17 protein-coding genes are annotated in these 14,695 nt (G+C 68.2%); 11 read left to right on the forward strand and 6 right to left on the reverse strand.

Annotated elements, in window-relative coordinates; genetic code table 11:
* The 3 genes from ACFU5V_RS39205 to ACFU5V_RS39215 form a co-directional block, all read right to left on the reverse strand.
* Positions 1–578 (reverse strand): NAD(P)(+) transhydrogenase (Re/Si-specific) subunit beta (locus ACFU5V_RS39205; RefSeq protein ID WP_378706349.1); only part of this gene is annotated, 578 nt, incomplete at its 3' end.
* Positions 578–907, reverse strand: a complete 330-nt coding sequence (locus ACFU5V_RS39210; RefSeq protein ID WP_378706351.1) for an NAD(P) transhydrogenase subunit alpha — start codon at positions 905–907, stop codon at positions 578–580. The genes ACFU5V_RS39205 and ACFU5V_RS39210, both read right to left, overlap by 1 nt.
* A complete protein-coding gene (locus tag ACFU5V_RS39215; RefSeq protein WP_378706353.1) occupies positions 908–2,020 on the reverse strand; it encodes a Re/Si-specific NAD(P)(+) transhydrogenase subunit alpha in 1,113 nt (370 codons plus the stop codon).
* Between the two features lie 270 nt (positions 2,021–2,290).
* Between ACFU5V_RS39215 and ACFU5V_RS39220 the strand changes: the two genes are divergently transcribed.
* Both ACFU5V_RS39220 and ACFU5V_RS39225 read left to right on the forward strand, forming a co-directional pair.
* Positions 2,291–2,692, forward strand: a complete 402-nt coding sequence (locus tag ACFU5V_RS39220) for a DUF488 domain-containing protein (protein WP_072945947.1) — start codon at positions 2,291–2,293, stop codon at positions 2,690–2,692.
* Positions 2,689–2,853, forward strand: a complete 165-nt coding sequence (locus ACFU5V_RS39225; protein WP_378706355.1) for a hypothetical protein — start codon at positions 2,689–2,691, stop codon at positions 2,851–2,853. The genes ACFU5V_RS39220 and ACFU5V_RS39225 overlap by 4 nt, the downstream gene beginning before the upstream one ends.
* 10 nt (positions 2,854–2,863) lie before the next feature.
* On the opposite strand, the gene ACFU5V_RS39230 is transcribed toward ACFU5V_RS39225, so the two are convergent.
* The gene (locus ACFU5V_RS39230) at positions 2,864–4,405 is read right to left on the reverse strand and encodes an AMP-binding protein (protein WP_378706356.1); all 1,542 of its coding nucleotides are present in this window, start codon (positions 4,403–4,405) and stop codon (positions 2,864–2,866) included.
* A gap of 168 nt (positions 4,406–4,573) precedes the next feature.
* Between ACFU5V_RS39230 and ACFU5V_RS39235 the strand changes: the two genes are divergently transcribed.
* Entirely contained in the window at positions 4,574–5,392 is an 819-nt protein-coding gene (locus tag ACFU5V_RS39235; RefSeq protein WP_378706358.1) for a maleylpyruvate isomerase family mycothiol-dependent enzyme, read from the forward strand.
* 5 nt (positions 5,393–5,397) lie between these two features.
* Positions 5,398–6,081, forward strand: coding sequence for a Type 1 glutamine amidotransferase-like domain-containing protein (locus tag ACFU5V_RS39240; protein ID WP_378431635.1), 684 nt, complete (start codon positions 5,398–5,400; stop codon positions 6,079–6,081).
* Positions 6,082–6,110: 29 nt separating this feature from the next.
* Here ACFU5V_RS39240 and ACFU5V_RS39245 read toward each other — a convergent pair whose 3' ends face one another.
* A complete protein-coding gene (locus ACFU5V_RS39245) occupies positions 6,111–6,440 on the reverse strand; it encodes a hypothetical protein (protein WP_011594545.1) in 330 nt (109 codons plus the stop codon).
* Positions 6,441–6,953: 513 nt separating this feature from the next.
* Here ACFU5V_RS39245 and ACFU5V_RS39250 point away from each other — a divergent pair.
* The 6 genes from ACFU5V_RS39250 to ACFU5V_RS39275 all read left to right on the forward strand — a co-directional run bounded on the left by ACFU5V_RS39250 (position 6,954) and on the right by ACFU5V_RS39275 (position 12,341).
* Positions 6,954–8,327 (forward strand): FAD-binding oxidoreductase, encoded by a 1,374-nt coding sequence (locus tag ACFU5V_RS39250; RefSeq protein WP_378706447.1) that lies wholly within the window; start codon positions 6,954–6,956, stop codon positions 8,325–8,327.
* A 182-nt stretch (positions 8,328–8,509) separates the two neighbouring features.
* Complete coding sequence (locus tag ACFU5V_RS39255) at positions 8,510–9,628, forward strand: DUF4185 domain-containing protein (protein WP_378706360.1); 1,119 nt, start codon at positions 8,510–8,512, stop codon at positions 9,626–9,628.
* Positions 9,629–9,692: 64 nt separating this feature from the next.
* Positions 9,693–9,968, forward strand: a complete 276-nt coding sequence (locus tag ACFU5V_RS39260; RefSeq protein WP_012688515.1) for a GNAT family N-acetyltransferase — start codon at positions 9,693–9,695, stop codon at positions 9,966–9,968.
* A complete protein-coding gene (locus ACFU5V_RS39265) occupies positions 9,952–10,491 on the forward strand; it encodes a DUF3558 domain-containing protein (protein ID WP_378706362.1) in 540 nt (179 codons plus the stop codon). Before ACFU5V_RS39260 ends, ACFU5V_RS39265 begins: the two co-directional genes overlap by 17 nt.
* On the forward strand, positions 10,488–11,015 hold the full coding sequence (locus tag ACFU5V_RS39270) for a DUF3558 domain-containing protein (RefSeq protein WP_378706364.1): 528 nt from the start codon (positions 10,488–10,490) through the stop codon (positions 11,013–11,015). The genes ACFU5V_RS39265 and ACFU5V_RS39270 overlap by 4 nt, the downstream gene beginning before the upstream one ends.
* Positions 11,016–11,099: 84 nt before the next feature.
* A complete protein-coding gene (locus ACFU5V_RS39275; RefSeq protein WP_378706366.1) occupies positions 11,100–12,341 on the forward strand; it encodes an MFS transporter in 1,242 nt (413 codons plus the stop codon).
* Here ACFU5V_RS39275 and ACFU5V_RS39280 read toward each other — a convergent pair.
* Positions 12,334–13,887: a carboxylesterase/lipase family protein gene (locus ACFU5V_RS39280; RefSeq protein WP_378706368.1), complete on the reverse strand. Its 1,554-nt coding sequence runs from the start codon at positions 13,885–13,887 to the stop codon at positions 12,334–12,336. The genes ACFU5V_RS39275 and ACFU5V_RS39280 overlap by 8 nt on opposite strands.
* A 112-nt stretch (positions 13,888–13,999) precedes the next feature.
* Here ACFU5V_RS39280 and ACFU5V_RS39285 point away from each other — a divergent pair, with 112 nt between their 5' ends.
* Positions 14,000–14,677 (forward strand): NUDIX hydrolase, encoded by a 678-nt coding sequence (locus ACFU5V_RS39285; protein ID WP_378706369.1) that lies wholly within the window; start codon positions 14,000–14,002, stop codon positions 14,675–14,677.
* The last annotated feature ends 18 nt before the right edge of the window (positions 14,678–14,695 follow it).

Here is a 14,695-nt window from a genome sequence, read left to right on the forward strand (position 1 = left end):
GGTCCGGCCGGGTCGATCGCCTTGACCCCGATCGCCACCGCCAACACGACCGCACCGATCAGCAGCACCGCATTGAGCGGCTGCTGCAACCGGCCGATGCCGATCGGCCGTCCGGGCAGGGTTTCCTGCAGCTTCAAAAACGCGATCACGCTGCCCCAGAACGACACCGACCCGATGATCGCCGCGAACAAGGAGGCGATGACGATGTGCACCGTCGGCGACTCACCATGGGCGAACGCGGTGAACCCGTCCGAGTCCAGGAACTCCGCATACGCGATCAGCGCGACGGTGCCGCCACCGACACCGTTGAACAGCGCCACCAGCTGCGGCATCGCGGTCATCTTCGTCCGCAGCGCCGGCGGCACACCCAGCACCACACCGATCACCAGACCGGACACGATCAGCACCCAGTTGGAGGTGTCCCGGATCGAGATCAGGGTGGCGACCACGGCCACGCCCATGCCGACCGCGGCGATCTGGTTGCCGCGGACCGCGGTCTTCGGGCCGGTCAGACCCATCAGACCGTAGATGAACATCGAGAACGCCACGATGTAGAGCACGTTGACGAGGTACTCCATTACCGGTCCCCACCCTTCTCAGACACAGCAGCAGGGGCAGCCGGCTTGGACTTGAACATGCCCAGCATCCGGTCGGTCACCACGAAACCACCGACCACGTTGATCGTTCCGAACACCAGGGCCACGAACAGGATCACCTGCAGGCCCCACGGCGGGTTGTCGACCTTCCCGAGCACCACCAGCGCGCCGAGCACCACGATGCCGTGGATGGCGTTCGTCCCCGACATCAGCGGGGTGTGCAACGTGTTCGGGACCTTCGAGATCACCGCGAACCCCACGAACCCGGACAACACCAGGATCGCGATGTTCGCCAACAATTCGGTATACATCTAGGACACACCCTCCTCACGGGTGACGCAGGACGCGGCCAGGACCTCGTCCGAGAAATCGGGGGCCAGCGCCCCGTCGACGAGCATCAGCTCCAGCAGCGCGGAGATGTTCTTCGAATACAGCTCGGAGGCGTGCTCGGGCATGGACGCGGGCAGGTTCAGCGGCGAGCAGATCGTCACCCCAGCCTTGACGACGGTCCGACCGGGTTCGGTGAGCTCGCAGTTGCCGCCCGTCTCGCCGGCCAGGTCGACCACCACCGATCCCGGTTTCATGCCCTCCACCGCGGCCGCGGTCACCAAACGCGGTGCCGGGCGGCCCGGGACCAGGGCGGTGGTAATGACCACGTCGAAACCCTTGATCGCGTCCTCGAGCGCCTGCTGCTGGGCCGCCCGCTCCGCCTCGGTCAGCTCCCGGGCGTAGCCGCCCTCACCGGCGGCGTCGATCCCCAGATCGAGCCACTGCGCACCGACCGACCGGACCTGATCGGCGACCTCCGGGCGCACGTCGTAGCCGGTGGCCCGGCCACCGAGCCGCTTCGCCGTGGCCAGCGCCTGCAGGCCGGCGACCCCGACCCCGAGGACCAGCACCGTCGCCGGCTTGACGGTGCCCGCGGCGGTGGTGAGCATCGGGAAGAACCGGGTCGACTCCGACGCCGCCAGCAGCACCGACTTGTAGCCGGAGACGTTCGCCTGCGACGAGAGCGCGTCCATTACCTGGGCGCGGGAGATCCGCGGGATCGCCTCGACGGCGAACGCCGCCACCCCGGCCGCCTTCAGCGCGGCGACCTGGTTGTCCTGGTTGCGGGGGGCGAGGAACCCGATCAGGGTCTGCCCGGCATGCAACCGGCCCACCTCCTCGTCCGACGGCGGCGCGACCTTCACGACCACATCCGCCGACCACGGATCGGCGATCGTCGCCCCCGCGTCCTTGTACAACTCGTCCGGAATCAACGCGCCCAACCCGGCACCCGACTCGACCACCACGTCGACGCCCTTGGCGATCAACGACGCCACAACCTTCGGCACCAACGCCACCCGACGCTCACCGTCGTTCGACTCCCGAACGACACCGATCGTCGGGCGCGCAGTGGACGCGCTCTGCGATGTATCCATGTATCGACTTCCTGCGGTAGATGGTGTGTGTGCCGCGACGAGCGGCGATCAACCGATGATGAGCGGAAAAAAATTCCCCCGATTCGACTGAGTTAGCTGATAGTAGCCAGAGATCGCGTGACGTAGGGAACAGAGAAGTCCGTGCGTACGCGTCTGAATCGAGTCCGAACAGTCGTTCTCACAGATCTTTCTGCTCGTTTGTGAACCCGATCACAGGGCGATTCGTCGTAGTCTGACGGTAGACAGCCGCACGGAAGCGGAGGTTCGGCCATGAGCAAACCGAAGGAACGGAGCGCGGAGGACGTCACCGCGGATCCGCCGGTGATCGTCGAGCGGGTCTACGACCATCCGACCGAGGGCGACGGACTGCGACTGTTCGTGGACCGGCTGTGGCCGCGGGGGCTGCGCAAGGACGCGTTCCACTTCGACGACTGGGCCAAGGACCTGGCGCCGTCGACGGAGTTGCGTCATTGGTACTCGCACGACGTCGCCGCGTTCAGCGAGTTCCGCGAGCGGTACGTCCACGAGCTCGATTCGCCGACCGGCCGGAAGGCGGTCGCACGGGTGCAGGAACTGGCGCAGGGGCGGCCGATCGTTCTGCTCACCGCGACGAAGGACGTCAGTCACAGTCATGCCGAGGTCCTCGCCGAATACATGCTGGATCGGTTGTGACGTCTCCCGGCGACGAGGCCGTCCCCCTCGCCGAGCCGGACGGCGACCTCGGCGGCGACCCGGTCTGCTGGCTCGACCGCGTGTGCCCCGACTGCGGGTTGTTCCTCACCGACCGCAGCGCGAGCACCTGCCCGCGCTGCGGTACGGCACGGGACAGGTGACGGTCGGGGTTCAGCCGGCGTTCAGGTACCGGGCGCGGAGTTTGTGCTTGACGAGTTTGCCGGTGGGGGTGCGCGGCAGGTCGTCGGAGAAGTCGATGCTGCGGGGCGCCTTGTAGTGACTGACCCGCTCCCGCACGTAGTCGAGCAGCTCGTGGGCGACGGCGTCCGACGGTTCCACCCCGTCGACGAGTTGGACGACGGCTTTGACCTGTTCGCCCATCTCCTCGTCGGGTACGCCGATCACCGCGACGTCGAACACCTTGGGATGCATGGTGAGAACGTTCTCCGACTCCTGCGGGTAGATGTTCACTCCACCCGAGATGATCATGAACGCGGCCCGGTCCGTGAGGTACAGGAAGCGGTCGGAGTCGATGTAGCCGATGTCGCCGCTCGTCGTCCACGTCGGGTGGTCGGGGTGCGTCGCGGAGTCGGTCTTCGCGGGGTCGTTGTGATACTCGAACGGTCGCTCCTCCCGTTCCCAGTAGACGGTTCCGACGTCGCCGACGGGGACGTCCGCGCCGGTGTCGTCGCAGATGTGGACGATGCCCATGACCCCGTCGTGGCCCACCGACCCGGGCTTGGCGAGCGCCTGGGCGCTGTCGATGAACGTGGCACCGGCGCCCTCCGTGGAGGCGTAGTACTCGTGGACGACCGGACCCCACCAGTCGATCATCGACCGCTTCACGTCGGGCGGGCACGGCGCCGCCGCATGGATCGCCACCTTCAGACTCGACACGTCGAATTTGTCGCGAACGTCCTTCGGCAGCTTGAGCATCCGGACGAACATCGTCGGAACCCACTGGCTGTGGGTCACCCGGTACTCCTCGATGAGCCGCAGCGATTCCTCGGCGTCGAAACGGTCCATCAGGACGATCGTGCCGCCGACGGAGGTGATGGTGCCGCAGAAGCGCAGCGGCGCGGCGTGATACAGCGGCGCCGGGCACAGATAGACGGTGTCGGAATCGAATCCGTACATCGGGGCGAACACCGCGGTGTACGGGTCCGTCGTCGTGTCCACTTCCCCCTCGGGGAGTGTGGGTTTGATCCCCTTGGGCCTGCCCGTGGTGCCCGACGAGTACAGCATGTCCTGCCCGCGGGGCTGCGAATCGAGCGGTTCGGCCGACTGCGCCGCCACGGCGTCCTCGTAGCTGTCGAATCCGTCCAGCGCACCGCCGTACACGAGCCGGTGGCGGACGCGGGGCAGCTGACTCGGGTCGCGGGGCACGGCGCCGCCCGCGTCGGCGGAGACGATGAGCACCTCGGCTCCGCAGTCGTCGACGACGTAACCGGCTTCCTCCGGAGTGAGGTGCCAGTTCACCACGGTGATGTACAGCCCGGATCGCAGCGCCGCCCAGTACACCTCGAGGACCCGGAGGTCGTTGCTCGACACGAGCGCCAGGTGGTCGCCGACCTTCAGGCCGAGCGAGCGCAGGTGCCGTGCGAGGCGGGTGGACCGCTCGTCCAGCTCCCGGTAGGTCAGCCGCTCCCCCGTCGAGGGACGTATGACAGCGGGCTTGTCCGGGGTGGTCGCCACGAAGTTTCCAGGGAACATCCGCACTCCTTTTGTTAATGGAGATTCTCACCATCGGTCTACCACACCGAACCCCGGACGGGGAGGCCTTCGACGCTCTCACCGGCGCATTCGCCCGTCCGCGGCGAAAATGCTCGGACTGTCCGGCGGAAGGTCCTAGAGTTGAGGCAAAAGGGAGGCGTACGACCCGTGAATGCCCTACAGAAGGAACCGATCCTCGACGCGTTGTTCGAGGAATGGGACGTACTCGACGACGTTCTGTCCTCGTTGTCCGGCGACGCGTGGTTCACGCCCACCGCGCTGCCCGGGTGGACGGTGCACGACGTGACCGCACACCTGATCGGCACGGAGTCGCTGCTCGCCGGAATCTCCGCGCCGCACACCACCATCGACGTCCGCGGCCTCGCCCACGTCCGCAACGAGATCGGCGCGTTCAACGAGCAGTGGGTCGAGGGCCTGCGCGGGTGCTCCGGCCCCGAGATGCTCGAGCGTTTCCGGATGATCGTCGCCCGCAGGCGGTCGGAACTCGGCGAGATGACCGACGAGATGTTCGCGGCCGAGACCACCACACCCGTCGGGCCGGCGCCGTATCTCCGGTTCATGCGTATCCGCGTGTTCGACTGCTGGATGCACGAGCTCGACCTGCGGGACGCGCTCGGGCTGCCCGGCGACGAGGGCGGCCTGCGCGGGGAGACCGCGTTCGCGGAGATCGCAGGCGCCGTCGCGTTCCTCGTCGGCAAGCGAGGCAAGGCTCCGGACGGGTCGAGGATCACGCTCGAGTTGACCGGTCCGCTCGCGCGGAACATCCACATCGCCGTCGACGGCAGGGCCGCGGTGGTCGACGAACTGCCGTCGGAGGCCACCACGACGGTGACTCTCGACTCCCGGCTGTTCACCCGCCTGGCGGGTGGCAGGACGACGGCCGCGGACCACCGCGACGAGATCGCGTTGCGCGGCGACACCGACGCGGGCAAGCGGATCGTCGACAACCTCGCGTTCACGATCTGACCGCGGTGCGCCTATTCCTGTCCTCGTACCGGTTCGGTGCGGACCCCGCGCCGCTGCTGGCGCTCGTCGGCCGTCCGGGGCGCGTCGGGGTGATCGCGGCGGCGGCGGACGCGTGGCCGCGGGCGGCGCGGACATCCGCGGTCGTGAGTGACGTGATGCCGCTGACGCGCCTGGGATTCACCGCGGAAGAGGTGGATCTACGCGACTACGTCGGTGACGACGGGCAGCCGCGTGCGGCCGCGCTGAGGCAGCGGCTCGGCGCCTTCGGCATGGTCTGGGTGCGCGGCGGGAACACGTTCGTGCTGCGCGCGCAGATGGCCCGGAGTGGGGCGGACCGGGTGATCCCGGAACTGTTGGCGAGCGATTCGCTCGTGTACGCCGGCTACAGCGCGGGGGCGTGCGTGATGACTCCGACGCTGCACGGTCTCGACTCCTCCGACGACCCGGCGGAGGTGGTCGCGACCTGTGGCGTGGAGCCGCGCTGGGACGGACTGGGGATGGTGGGCTTCGCGATCGTGCCGCATCACCCGCCTGCGGAGCTTCCAGGGGCCGAGAACGCGGTGCCCTTGGAGGACGCGGCCGCCGTTCGGCGCACGGTCGACGCCCTGAGGCTCGCCGGCATCGAGTACCGCACCTTGACGGACGATCAGGCGATCGTCGTGAACGGGGATCGAACCGAACTCGTCTGACGACGGCGAGCCCTGCGGCGGGAAGGCCGTCAGCCGAAGACGGCGACCGGCACGGACGGGGTGAAGGGGGCGACGCGGTCGAGTGCGGCCCAGGTGACCTCGCAGCGCTTGGCGGTGACTTCGTCCGCGTCGGCGAGGAGCGTGTTCAGGAGGGTCTTCGGGTTCAGGCGCCATTCCTGGACCATCGACCGGACTTCCTCGTTGGTGAACAATCCCGAACCGGCGAGTGCGAAGATCCATTCGTCGAACTCGCCACGGTGGATCTGCTCGATGGAGTCGTAGTCGATACCACCATCAAGGAACTCGTACGAGAACATCGCGGAGATGTAGCTGCTGGGATCTCGGTGGAGTGCATTCATCGGTGCGGGTCCTTCCAGGGTCGGTGCGGCAAAACCCGGCCCCAACGGTGTTCTGGCTCACATTTCGTGAGAATCTCCGTTTGGGTGTAACGCCTCGCCGGTGTTTGACGATGCAAGACGCTAACCCGTAGAAGTGGGTTTTTGCATTGCCTGGTCGATACGATCCGGTAACAGAGTGGCGATTGTGACCTGTGTTACACCCGATTTGTCCGGGTCCGCCCGGTTCGCGGGACGCCCCTACCTGCATTTTCCCCTCCGGGCACGGTTGCATAGCCCATCGGTGGACCCCCCGAAAAAATTCACCCCCCTGATCCCACATCGTGAGACTCCTACGCGTAAGTAACTAACGGATGGGCTAATGGGGTGTCGCTTCTACACCGAACGTCCAGGTTGGAGCGATATCCGGGAAATCCGGTCGGAATCGGTTCAGTTGGACGAATGACCAATTCGAGGACACTCGTCGTGCGCCGGGCTACCGTCGAGGTCCCCGACACCCGCATTCCAGGAGTCACGATGACGGTCACCGACGACGCACTCGCGGCGCTCTCGAGCACGCTCCCCCGGGGCTGCCTCGTCGCCGATCCGGACGTCCTGGCGTCCTACCGCCAGGACTGGGCGCGCGATCCCGACGCCGTCCTTCCCCTCGCCGTCGCCCGCCCCACGACCACCGGGGAAGTCCAGGTGGTGATGCGCTGGGCGACCGAGCACCGCGTCCCCGTGATCCCGCGCGGCGCCGGCTCCGGGCTCAGCGGCGGCGCCACCGCCGTAGCGGGCAGCGTGGTGGTCAGCACCGAACGCATGCGCCGGATCGAGGTCGACCCGGTGACGCGGATCGCCGTCGTCGAACCGGGGCTGCTCAACGCCGAGGTCAAGGCCGCGGCCGCCGAACACGGCCTCTGGTACCCGCCCGATCCGTCGTCGTTCGAGATGTGCTCGATCGGCGGCAACGTCGCGACCAACGCGGGCGGGCTGTGCTGCGTCAAGTACGGCGTCACCACCGACTACGTCCTCGCGCTGCGGGTGGTCCTCGCGGACGGGACGGACGTGCGCCTCGGCGGGCCGCGCCTGAAGGACGTGGCAGGCCTGTCGCTGACCAAGCTGTTCGTCGGGAGCGAGGGCACGCTCGGCATCGTCACGGAAGCCACGCTGCGGCTGATTCCGGCCCAGCCGCCTGCGAGCACCCTCGTCGCGTCGTTCGCCTCCGTGCAGGCGGCCGCCGACACCGTGCTGGCCATCACCCGCACCCTGCGACCGTCGATGCTCGAGTTCATGGACCGCACCTCGATCGGCGCCGTCGAGGACGCACTGAAGATGGGCCTGGACCGGACGGCGGAGGCGATGCTCATCGCCCGTTCGGACGCCCCCGGAGCGATTGCGGCCGAAGAGATCTCCGTCATGGCGGACGCATGCACGGCGAACGGCGCGGCCGAGGTCTTCACCACCGACGACCCCGACGAGGGCGAAGCATTCACCGCGGCAAGACGATTCGCGATCCCCGCGGTCGAGAGACTGGGCAGCCTGCTCCTCGAGGACGTCGGGGTGCCGCTGCCGAAACTGCCTGCGCTGGTGGAGGGAATCACCGCCATCTCCCGCGAGCGTGACGTGATGGTCGCGGTGATCGCCCATGCCGGCGACGGAAACACGCACCCGCTCATCGTGTTCGACCCCGAGGATGCCGCGATGGCCGAGCGCGCCCACCTCGCTTTCGGCGAGATCATGGACCTCGCACTCGCTCTCGGCGGCACGATCACCGGCGAGCACGGCGTCGGCCGCTTGAAGAAGGCCTGGCTGCCCGACCAGTTGGGCCCGGACGTCATGGAATTGACGCAGCGGATCAAGACGGCACTCGACCCGCTGGGGATACTCAACCCCGGAGCGATCCTGTAGCTACCCAGGGCGGATGCGATACCCAATGGTTACCCAGGGGACTGGTGTGACAGGTGAGGTATTGCTAGCGTGACCGGACCGAACTCGACTCGTCGCAGAGAGGTGCGCTCGTGACCAGACTCCGCCGTGTCGCCTCCCTGGCGATGCCCGCCCTACTCGCTTCCACCTGCACGTTTTTCACGATGACGCCCCCTGTCGCGACGGCGGCGCCGTGCCTCGGCGGAACCGGCAGCCTCGGATCGAGTGGCTCTGGCCAGGGCATCAACCCCATTCCCTGGCTCAACGGCAGCGACGGCCGCCTACCCGAGCTGCGTGGCAAAACTCAGGCAATCGCACACATCACCGGGCCCCGCAGCCCCAACGACACGATCGGCAGGTTCCGGGTGCTCGGCACCGACCTCGGCATCATGTGGGACAACGGCGGAGGCGAGATCCTCACCGCGTTCGGTGACACCGTCGGGCTGAGCGACAACCCGCTGTGCGGTCTGGTCGGCGACTGGCGCAGCAACATCCTGCTGCGCAGCTCCGACAAGGACCTCACCGACGGGATGGGCATCGACAATTCCCCGGTCGACGCGCCGAACCACTCCAAGGAGATCATCCAGAGCAAGAAGATCCCGGGCGTGGAGCAGACCGTCATCCCCACCACCGGCATCTCGGTCGGCGAGGGACCGGCCGCGACGCAGTACATCGATTACATGTCGGTACGCAGCTGGGGTGCCCCCGGCGAGTGGGACACCAACGCGTCCGGCATCGCGTACTCCGTGGACAACGGCGAGAACTGGATCACCGATCCCCTGACGCTGCGGCCCAACGTGCCGGGCACGGGCGCCGAGAACTTCCAGATGGGCTCGTACGTCAAGCACGACGGATTCGTCTACGCGTTCGGCACCCCGTCCGGGCGGTCCGGCGACGCCCGGTTGTCGCGGGTCAGGGAGGCGGACATCCGGAACCTCACGCTGTACGAGTACTGGGACGGCAAGGCGTGGGTGAAGGCCAACGCCACCGTCGCCGCACCGGTGATCCCCGGACCGGTCAGCGAATTGTCGGTGCAGTTCAACGAATACCTCGGTCAGTTCGTGGCGATGTACACCGATGCCGGCAACTCGGTGGTCATGCGCCGGTCCGACCACCTCGAATCCGGCTGGAGCGAACCCGAAGTGCTCGTGAGCAGCCGGGACGTGCCCGAGCTGTACGGCGCGTACATGCACCCGTGGTCGAAGGGATCCGACCTGTATTTCCTGGCCACCACCTGGTCTGACTACAACGTCATGCTGCTGCGCACCAACCTCGCGGACTGACGTAATCTGCGAGTGACAGCGTGCGCGGGACAGCGCGCACGCCACACGAGCAGAGGAGCGATCTGTGGCGGCCACGGTGGAACACGACGTGTCGGAATCCCGGTTCGAGATCTACCTCGACGGCCAGCTGGCCGGATACGCCGATTACTTCGAGCGGAACGGCGCCCGCGACTTCCACCACACCGTGACGTACCCGCAGTTCCGCGGGCAGGGTCTGGCGGCGGTGGTGGTGAAGGCCGCCCTCGACGACACGAAGTCCAGTGGGCTCTCCGTGATCCCGTCGTGCTCGTACGTGGAGAAGTACATCGCCGAGAATCCGAGCTATGCGGAGCTCGTCTGATCCGCTCCGCCCGGCCGTCCGCGCGACGTGTCTTCTCGCCGCGACGGTCGTGCTGGCCGGTTGCGGTTCCGGCGGCGGTTCGGACACCGATCCGGCATCCGCGCCGACCACCTCGGTGGCCGTGCAGCCCGGCCCGTTCGTGGGTGAATGCGGCTCGCTGACCGACGCCGAGGTGTACGAGCGGGCGGGGATCGCGGGGCTCACCCCGGTGTCGCGGAACGGCATCAAGTGCCGGTGGGAAGCGGACGGCGGCGAACGGTACGTGATGTTCACCTGGTACCGCGGCAGCCCCATCGACCGGGAGCGGTCGGTGGCCAAGGGCATCGGTCACGAGGTCAACGACCTCGAGATCGCCGGGCATCGCGGGTTTTCGTCGCAGAACGTCGGGTTCTGCGAGGTCGCGCTCGGCACCGGTTCCGACTTCGTGCACTGGCTGGTCCGCTACGGAGCGGGCAGTGCACCCGCCGATCCGTGCGAGGCACCGACCGCGCTCGGCCGGCTGACGCTGGAGAAGGCCAGATGACCGGCCGCCGGCGACTCGCCGCGGCGGTCGCGTCGGCGATTGTGCTGGCCGGCTGCGGCACCTCCGTCACGGGCACTCCCCTGCCCGAGGGTGCCGCCTCCTCCGACGACGGCGGCTCGCCGCAGTTCGACAAGCTCCTGCGCGAATGCGACGCCGTCCCCAACGACAAGATCGTGGAGACACTGCACGGCGCAGGCGTCGACCAGTACTTCTACGGTGCGGTGTGCATGTGGACGGTGTCGTCCGCCGCCGGATCGATCGACGTCACGTTCGGCTGGTTCGAGAACAACTCGTTGCAGCGGGAGCGGGCGGTGGCGGACCAGCTGGGCTATCAGGTGGAGACCACGACGATCGTGGGCACGTCGGCGTTCAGCGCCCGGCGGCCGGGTGATTCGGCGACGTGTGGGATCACCGCCGCGTACTCCGGTGTCATCACGTGGTGGGTGCAGCAACGGTCCGGGACGGGCGACCCGTGCGACGGTGCGCGCACGCTCGCCGAGTTGACTCTGCAACGCAACCAGTAGCGGCCGAGAATTCGCTCGCGGTGGCCACGACCTCGCTGTTAGCGTCGAAGGACCACCGACCGCGCCGACCAGAGGACCCCTGCCGTGACCGCCACCGAGACGGCTGTGACTCGCCGGTTCGGGCCCCTGATCCTCCTGAACGTCGCGACGCTGTTCTCCTCCACGGGCAACGGCATCGTGATCGTCGTGCTGCCGTGGCTCGTGCTCGAACAGACCGGTCGCGCATCGGACGCCGCGATCGTCGCGGGCGCGGCCACCCTGCCGCTGTTGCTGTCGAGCCTGTTCGCGGGCACGTTCGTCGACCTGTTCGGACGACGCCGCACGTCGCTGATCTCCGACTGCCTGTCGGCGCTGTCCGTGGCGGCCATCCCGGTGATCGCGACCACGACGGGCCTCACCGTCACGGCGATCGCCGTCCTCGCGGCGATCGGCGCCGCATTCGATCCGGCCGGCATCGCGGCGAGGGAGTCGATGCTGCCCGCCGCCACGAAGTCCGCGGGGTGGTCACTCGACCGGATGAACAGCCTCTACGAGGCCAACTACAACGTGGCGTATCTCGTCGGCCCGGGCATCGGCGGTGTCCTCATCGCCACCATGGGTGCGGTGAACACGTTGTGGGTCGCCGCCGCCGGGTTCGTGCTGTCCGTGGCGACGATCGCGTTCCTGCGTCTCGAGAACGCCGGAAGACCCGACACCGCCACGCGTCCGACGTCCATCTGGCACGGCACGCTCGAGGGGCTGAAGTTCGTGTGGCACAACCGGCTCCTGCGCACGATCGCGCTCGTGGACATGGCGGTGGTCGCGCTGTACATGCCGGTCGAATCGGTGGTGTTCCCGGTGTACTTCACCGAACTCGACAAACCTGCGCAACTGGGCTCGGTTCTGATGGCGCTCAGCATCGGCGGCGTGGTGGGCGCCCTCGCGTACGGACCGCTCGCGCCGTTCGTGTCGCGCCGGTTGCTGATGGTGGTGGCGGTGACCGTGCTGGGCGCGGCGATGGTCGCGATGGCGTTCCTGCCGCCGCTGTGGGCGATCCTGGCGCTGGCCCTCCTGCAGGGTCTGGTGTTCGGTCCGGTCGGCCCGATCGCCAACTACGCCATGCAGACTCGCAGTCCGGAGCACATGCGCGGCCGGGTCACCGGGGTCATGACGTCCACCGCCTATGCGGCGGGTCCGCTGGGCTACCTGCTGGCCGGCCCGATCCTCGACAAGTGGGGAATCCAGCCGACGTTCTTCGTGCTCGCGATCCCGGTCCTGATCATCGGGCTGGCGTGCTTCGCGCTGCCCGTGCTGAAGGAACTGGACGAGAAGGTTCCGGTCAGTTGAAGCCCATGACGTCGTTGCCCCAGGCCACCCGCATCTCGTGGTCCGGGTCCTTCACGAGGGTGTCTGCGCCGTCGATCAGCAACGTGGAGCGGTTCTCCTCGTCGTAGGGGGCCCAGTGCTTGGACCCGTCCAGGGCGGCGGGGACACCGTGCCGCGCGAACGCGAGCCACCGGCGCTGTATCCGGCCCGACACCTCGAGCGCCGTCTTCCGGCCGCCGAGCCAGAACGTCGGATCGATGTTGAGGGTGTCGAAATTGCCGAACACGTACGGGAGTTCGGTGGCGTGCCCGGCTCCGATGCGTGCGGCCTTGAGCATCGGCGTGGCCTGGTCGAACCGGTACATCCACGTCGGCGAGTGCCTGCTGTGGGCGTCGGCCACCCACAGGGCGGGCATCCGGAACGCGGCGTCGCGGGACATCGCGAGTGCGCCCTTCGGTTTCCCGCGGTCCGGGTACGCCGACAGGATGTCGGCGAGGCGGGCCGCGGGCAGTTCCGGGTGATCGGTCGCGATCGCCCGCAGCATCTCCTGCACCGAATCCGAGGTGACCGGCAGCAGAGGAGATTTCATGAACTTGAAGATCGACGACTCGTCCTTGTTGGAACCGATGATGAGGGGGATGCGGTGGGAGTAGCCCTTCTGGAACGCGGCCACCGGGTAGCGGGGCAGGAAGTCGCGGTCCACCACGGGCGCCATGGCGAGTGTGCCGGGGATCTTCGTCGGCACCTCGTTGACGAGCGTGTCGCTGGCCTCGATGACCGTGCGGTACGGGAGGCGCAGCAGCGTGTCGATCCGGGCGGGTTCCACGTCGAGGATGTCGAGGAACTGCTTCGCGACCGTGGCCGCCCGCTCGCTGCCGTAGACCGATGTGGCGGGTGGGCTCTGGGCAATCGCGCGGTGGAACAACCCGTCCGCGCTCGGGCACGTCATCAGCGTGGTGATCGACCCGGCTCCCGACGATTCCCCGAACACCGTCACCTCGTCCGGGTCACCGCCGAACGACGCGATGTTCTCGCGCACCCATTCGAGCGCGGCGACCTGGTCGCGCAGCCCGCAGTTGGTCTCGAACACCCGCTCGGCCGTCGAGAACGACGACAGGTCGAGGAAGCCGAGCGCACCCACCCGGTAGTTGAACGAGACCAGCACGACGTCGCCGAGAGTGGACAGGATCCGCCCGTTGTAGATGCCCTGAGCTGCGGTTCCCAGGCAATAGGCACCGCCGTGGATCCACACCATCACCGGCCGCGGGGTGCCGTCGGGCCGGGGTGCCCACACGTTGACCGACAGGCAGTCCTCGTCCATCTCGAGTCCGGCGTCGATCGGGACGGCGGTGCCGTGGCCCTGCGGGGCCATCGGGCCGAAGTCGACGCAGTCGCGCACGCCCTGCCACGGCGTCGGCGGGGCCGGCGCCCGGAACCGCAGATCGCCGACGGGGGCGGCGGCGAACGGGATGCCCTTCCACGCGTAGACGTCGCCTTCGGGATAGCCGCGCACGTCGCCGTCCCGGGCGCGGACGACGAGTGTGTCGCCGGACTTCTCGACATCCACGGCCGAATCTCCTCACGCAGCGCGTACGGGAATCTCTCGCCAAACTACCAACGATGCGCAGGCAGGGCCGCTCGAACGCGATATAGATCAACCGCGCGCTAACATGTGCTCCGTGGCCGCATCGACCGATCCCGAGGGCAAGAGCCTCCTCGACTACCCGCGGCCGTCCGTGGCGGTCGACGTCGCCGTCCTCACCGTCGACGGCGCCGAGCTGAAAGTGCTTGTGGTTCCGCACCGTTCGGGCCGGCTCGCACTCCCGGGCACCTTCCTACACGAAGGCGAGCGACTGCGGGACGCCGCCGAGCGGTGCCTGCGGATCAAGGCCGGCCTGACGGGTGCCGAGTTCCACCAGCTGGCGATGTTCGACGACCCCGGCCGCGACGACCGCGGGTGGGTGCTGTCGATGACGCACGGTGCGGCGCTGCCGCGCACGGCGCTCCCCCGCGACGCGCTGCTGATCCCCGTCGACGGCAACCGGGTGACGCAGGACCTCGCGTTCGACCACGCGGACGTCGTCACCCTCGCCGTCGCCGACCTGCGCGAGCGGTACGCGCGGTCCGTCGACCCGTCGGGCCTGGCCGGCGACACGTTCACGGTGCTCGAACTCCGCCGGGTCTACGAGGTGGTGTTCGGCCGTCCCCTCCCGAAGGACTCGTTCCGCCGGCACGTGATGCCCGCGCTCGAGCACACCGGCGACATGGCCGTCGTCGGGACCGGCAGGCCCGCCGAGATCTACACGCGCGGCCCCGCGCCCCTCCCACCGGGAGCGGCCGCGTTCCTCGCAGGCTGAGCGCGTCCACCCACCCGG

It is taken from the genome of Rhodococcus sp. NPDC057529 (assembly GCF_042802055.1).
Lineage (GTDB): Bacteria > Actinomycetota > Actinomycetes > Mycobacteriales > Mycobacteriaceae > Rhodococcus_F.

What these genes read in the sequence shown, in the direction of transcription:
- ACFU5V_RS39210 (WP_378706351.1), bottom strand. Translation starts at nt 907, where the DNA reads ATGTATACCGAATTGTTGGCGAACATCGCGATCCTGGTGTTGTCCGGG.
- ACFU5V_RS39215 (WP_378706353.1), bottom strand. Translation starts at nt 2,020, where the DNA reads ATGGATACATCGCAGAGCGCGTCCACTGCGCGCCCGACGATCGGTGTC.
- ACFU5V_RS39220 (WP_072945947.1), top strand. Translation starts at nt 2,291, where the DNA reads ATGAGCAAACCGAAGGAACGGAGCGCGGAGGACGTCACCGCGGATCCG.
- ACFU5V_RS39230 (WP_378706356.1), bottom strand. Translation starts at nt 4,405, where the DNA reads ATGTTCCCTGGAAACTTCGTGGCGACCACCCCGGACAAGCCCGCTGTC.
- ACFU5V_RS39245 (WP_011594545.1), bottom strand. Translation starts at nt 6,440, where the DNA reads ATGAATGCACTCCACCGAGATCCCAGCAGCTACATCTCCGCGATGTTC.
- ACFU5V_RS39250 (WP_378706447.1), top strand. Translation starts at nt 6,954, where the DNA reads ATGACGGTCACCGACGACGCACTCGCGGCGCTCTCGAGCACGCTCCCC.
- ACFU5V_RS39255 (WP_378706360.1), top strand. Translation starts at nt 8,510, where the DNA reads ATGACGCCCCCTGTCGCGACGGCGGCGCCGTGCCTCGGCGGAACCGGC.
- ACFU5V_RS39265 (WP_378706362.1), top strand. Translation starts at nt 9,952, where the DNA reads ATGCGGAGCTCGTCTGATCCGCTCCGCCCGGCCGTCCGCGCGACGTGT.
- ACFU5V_RS39270 (WP_378706364.1), top strand. Translation starts at nt 10,488, where the DNA reads ATGACCGGCCGCCGGCGACTCGCCGCGGCGGTCGCGTCGGCGATTGTG.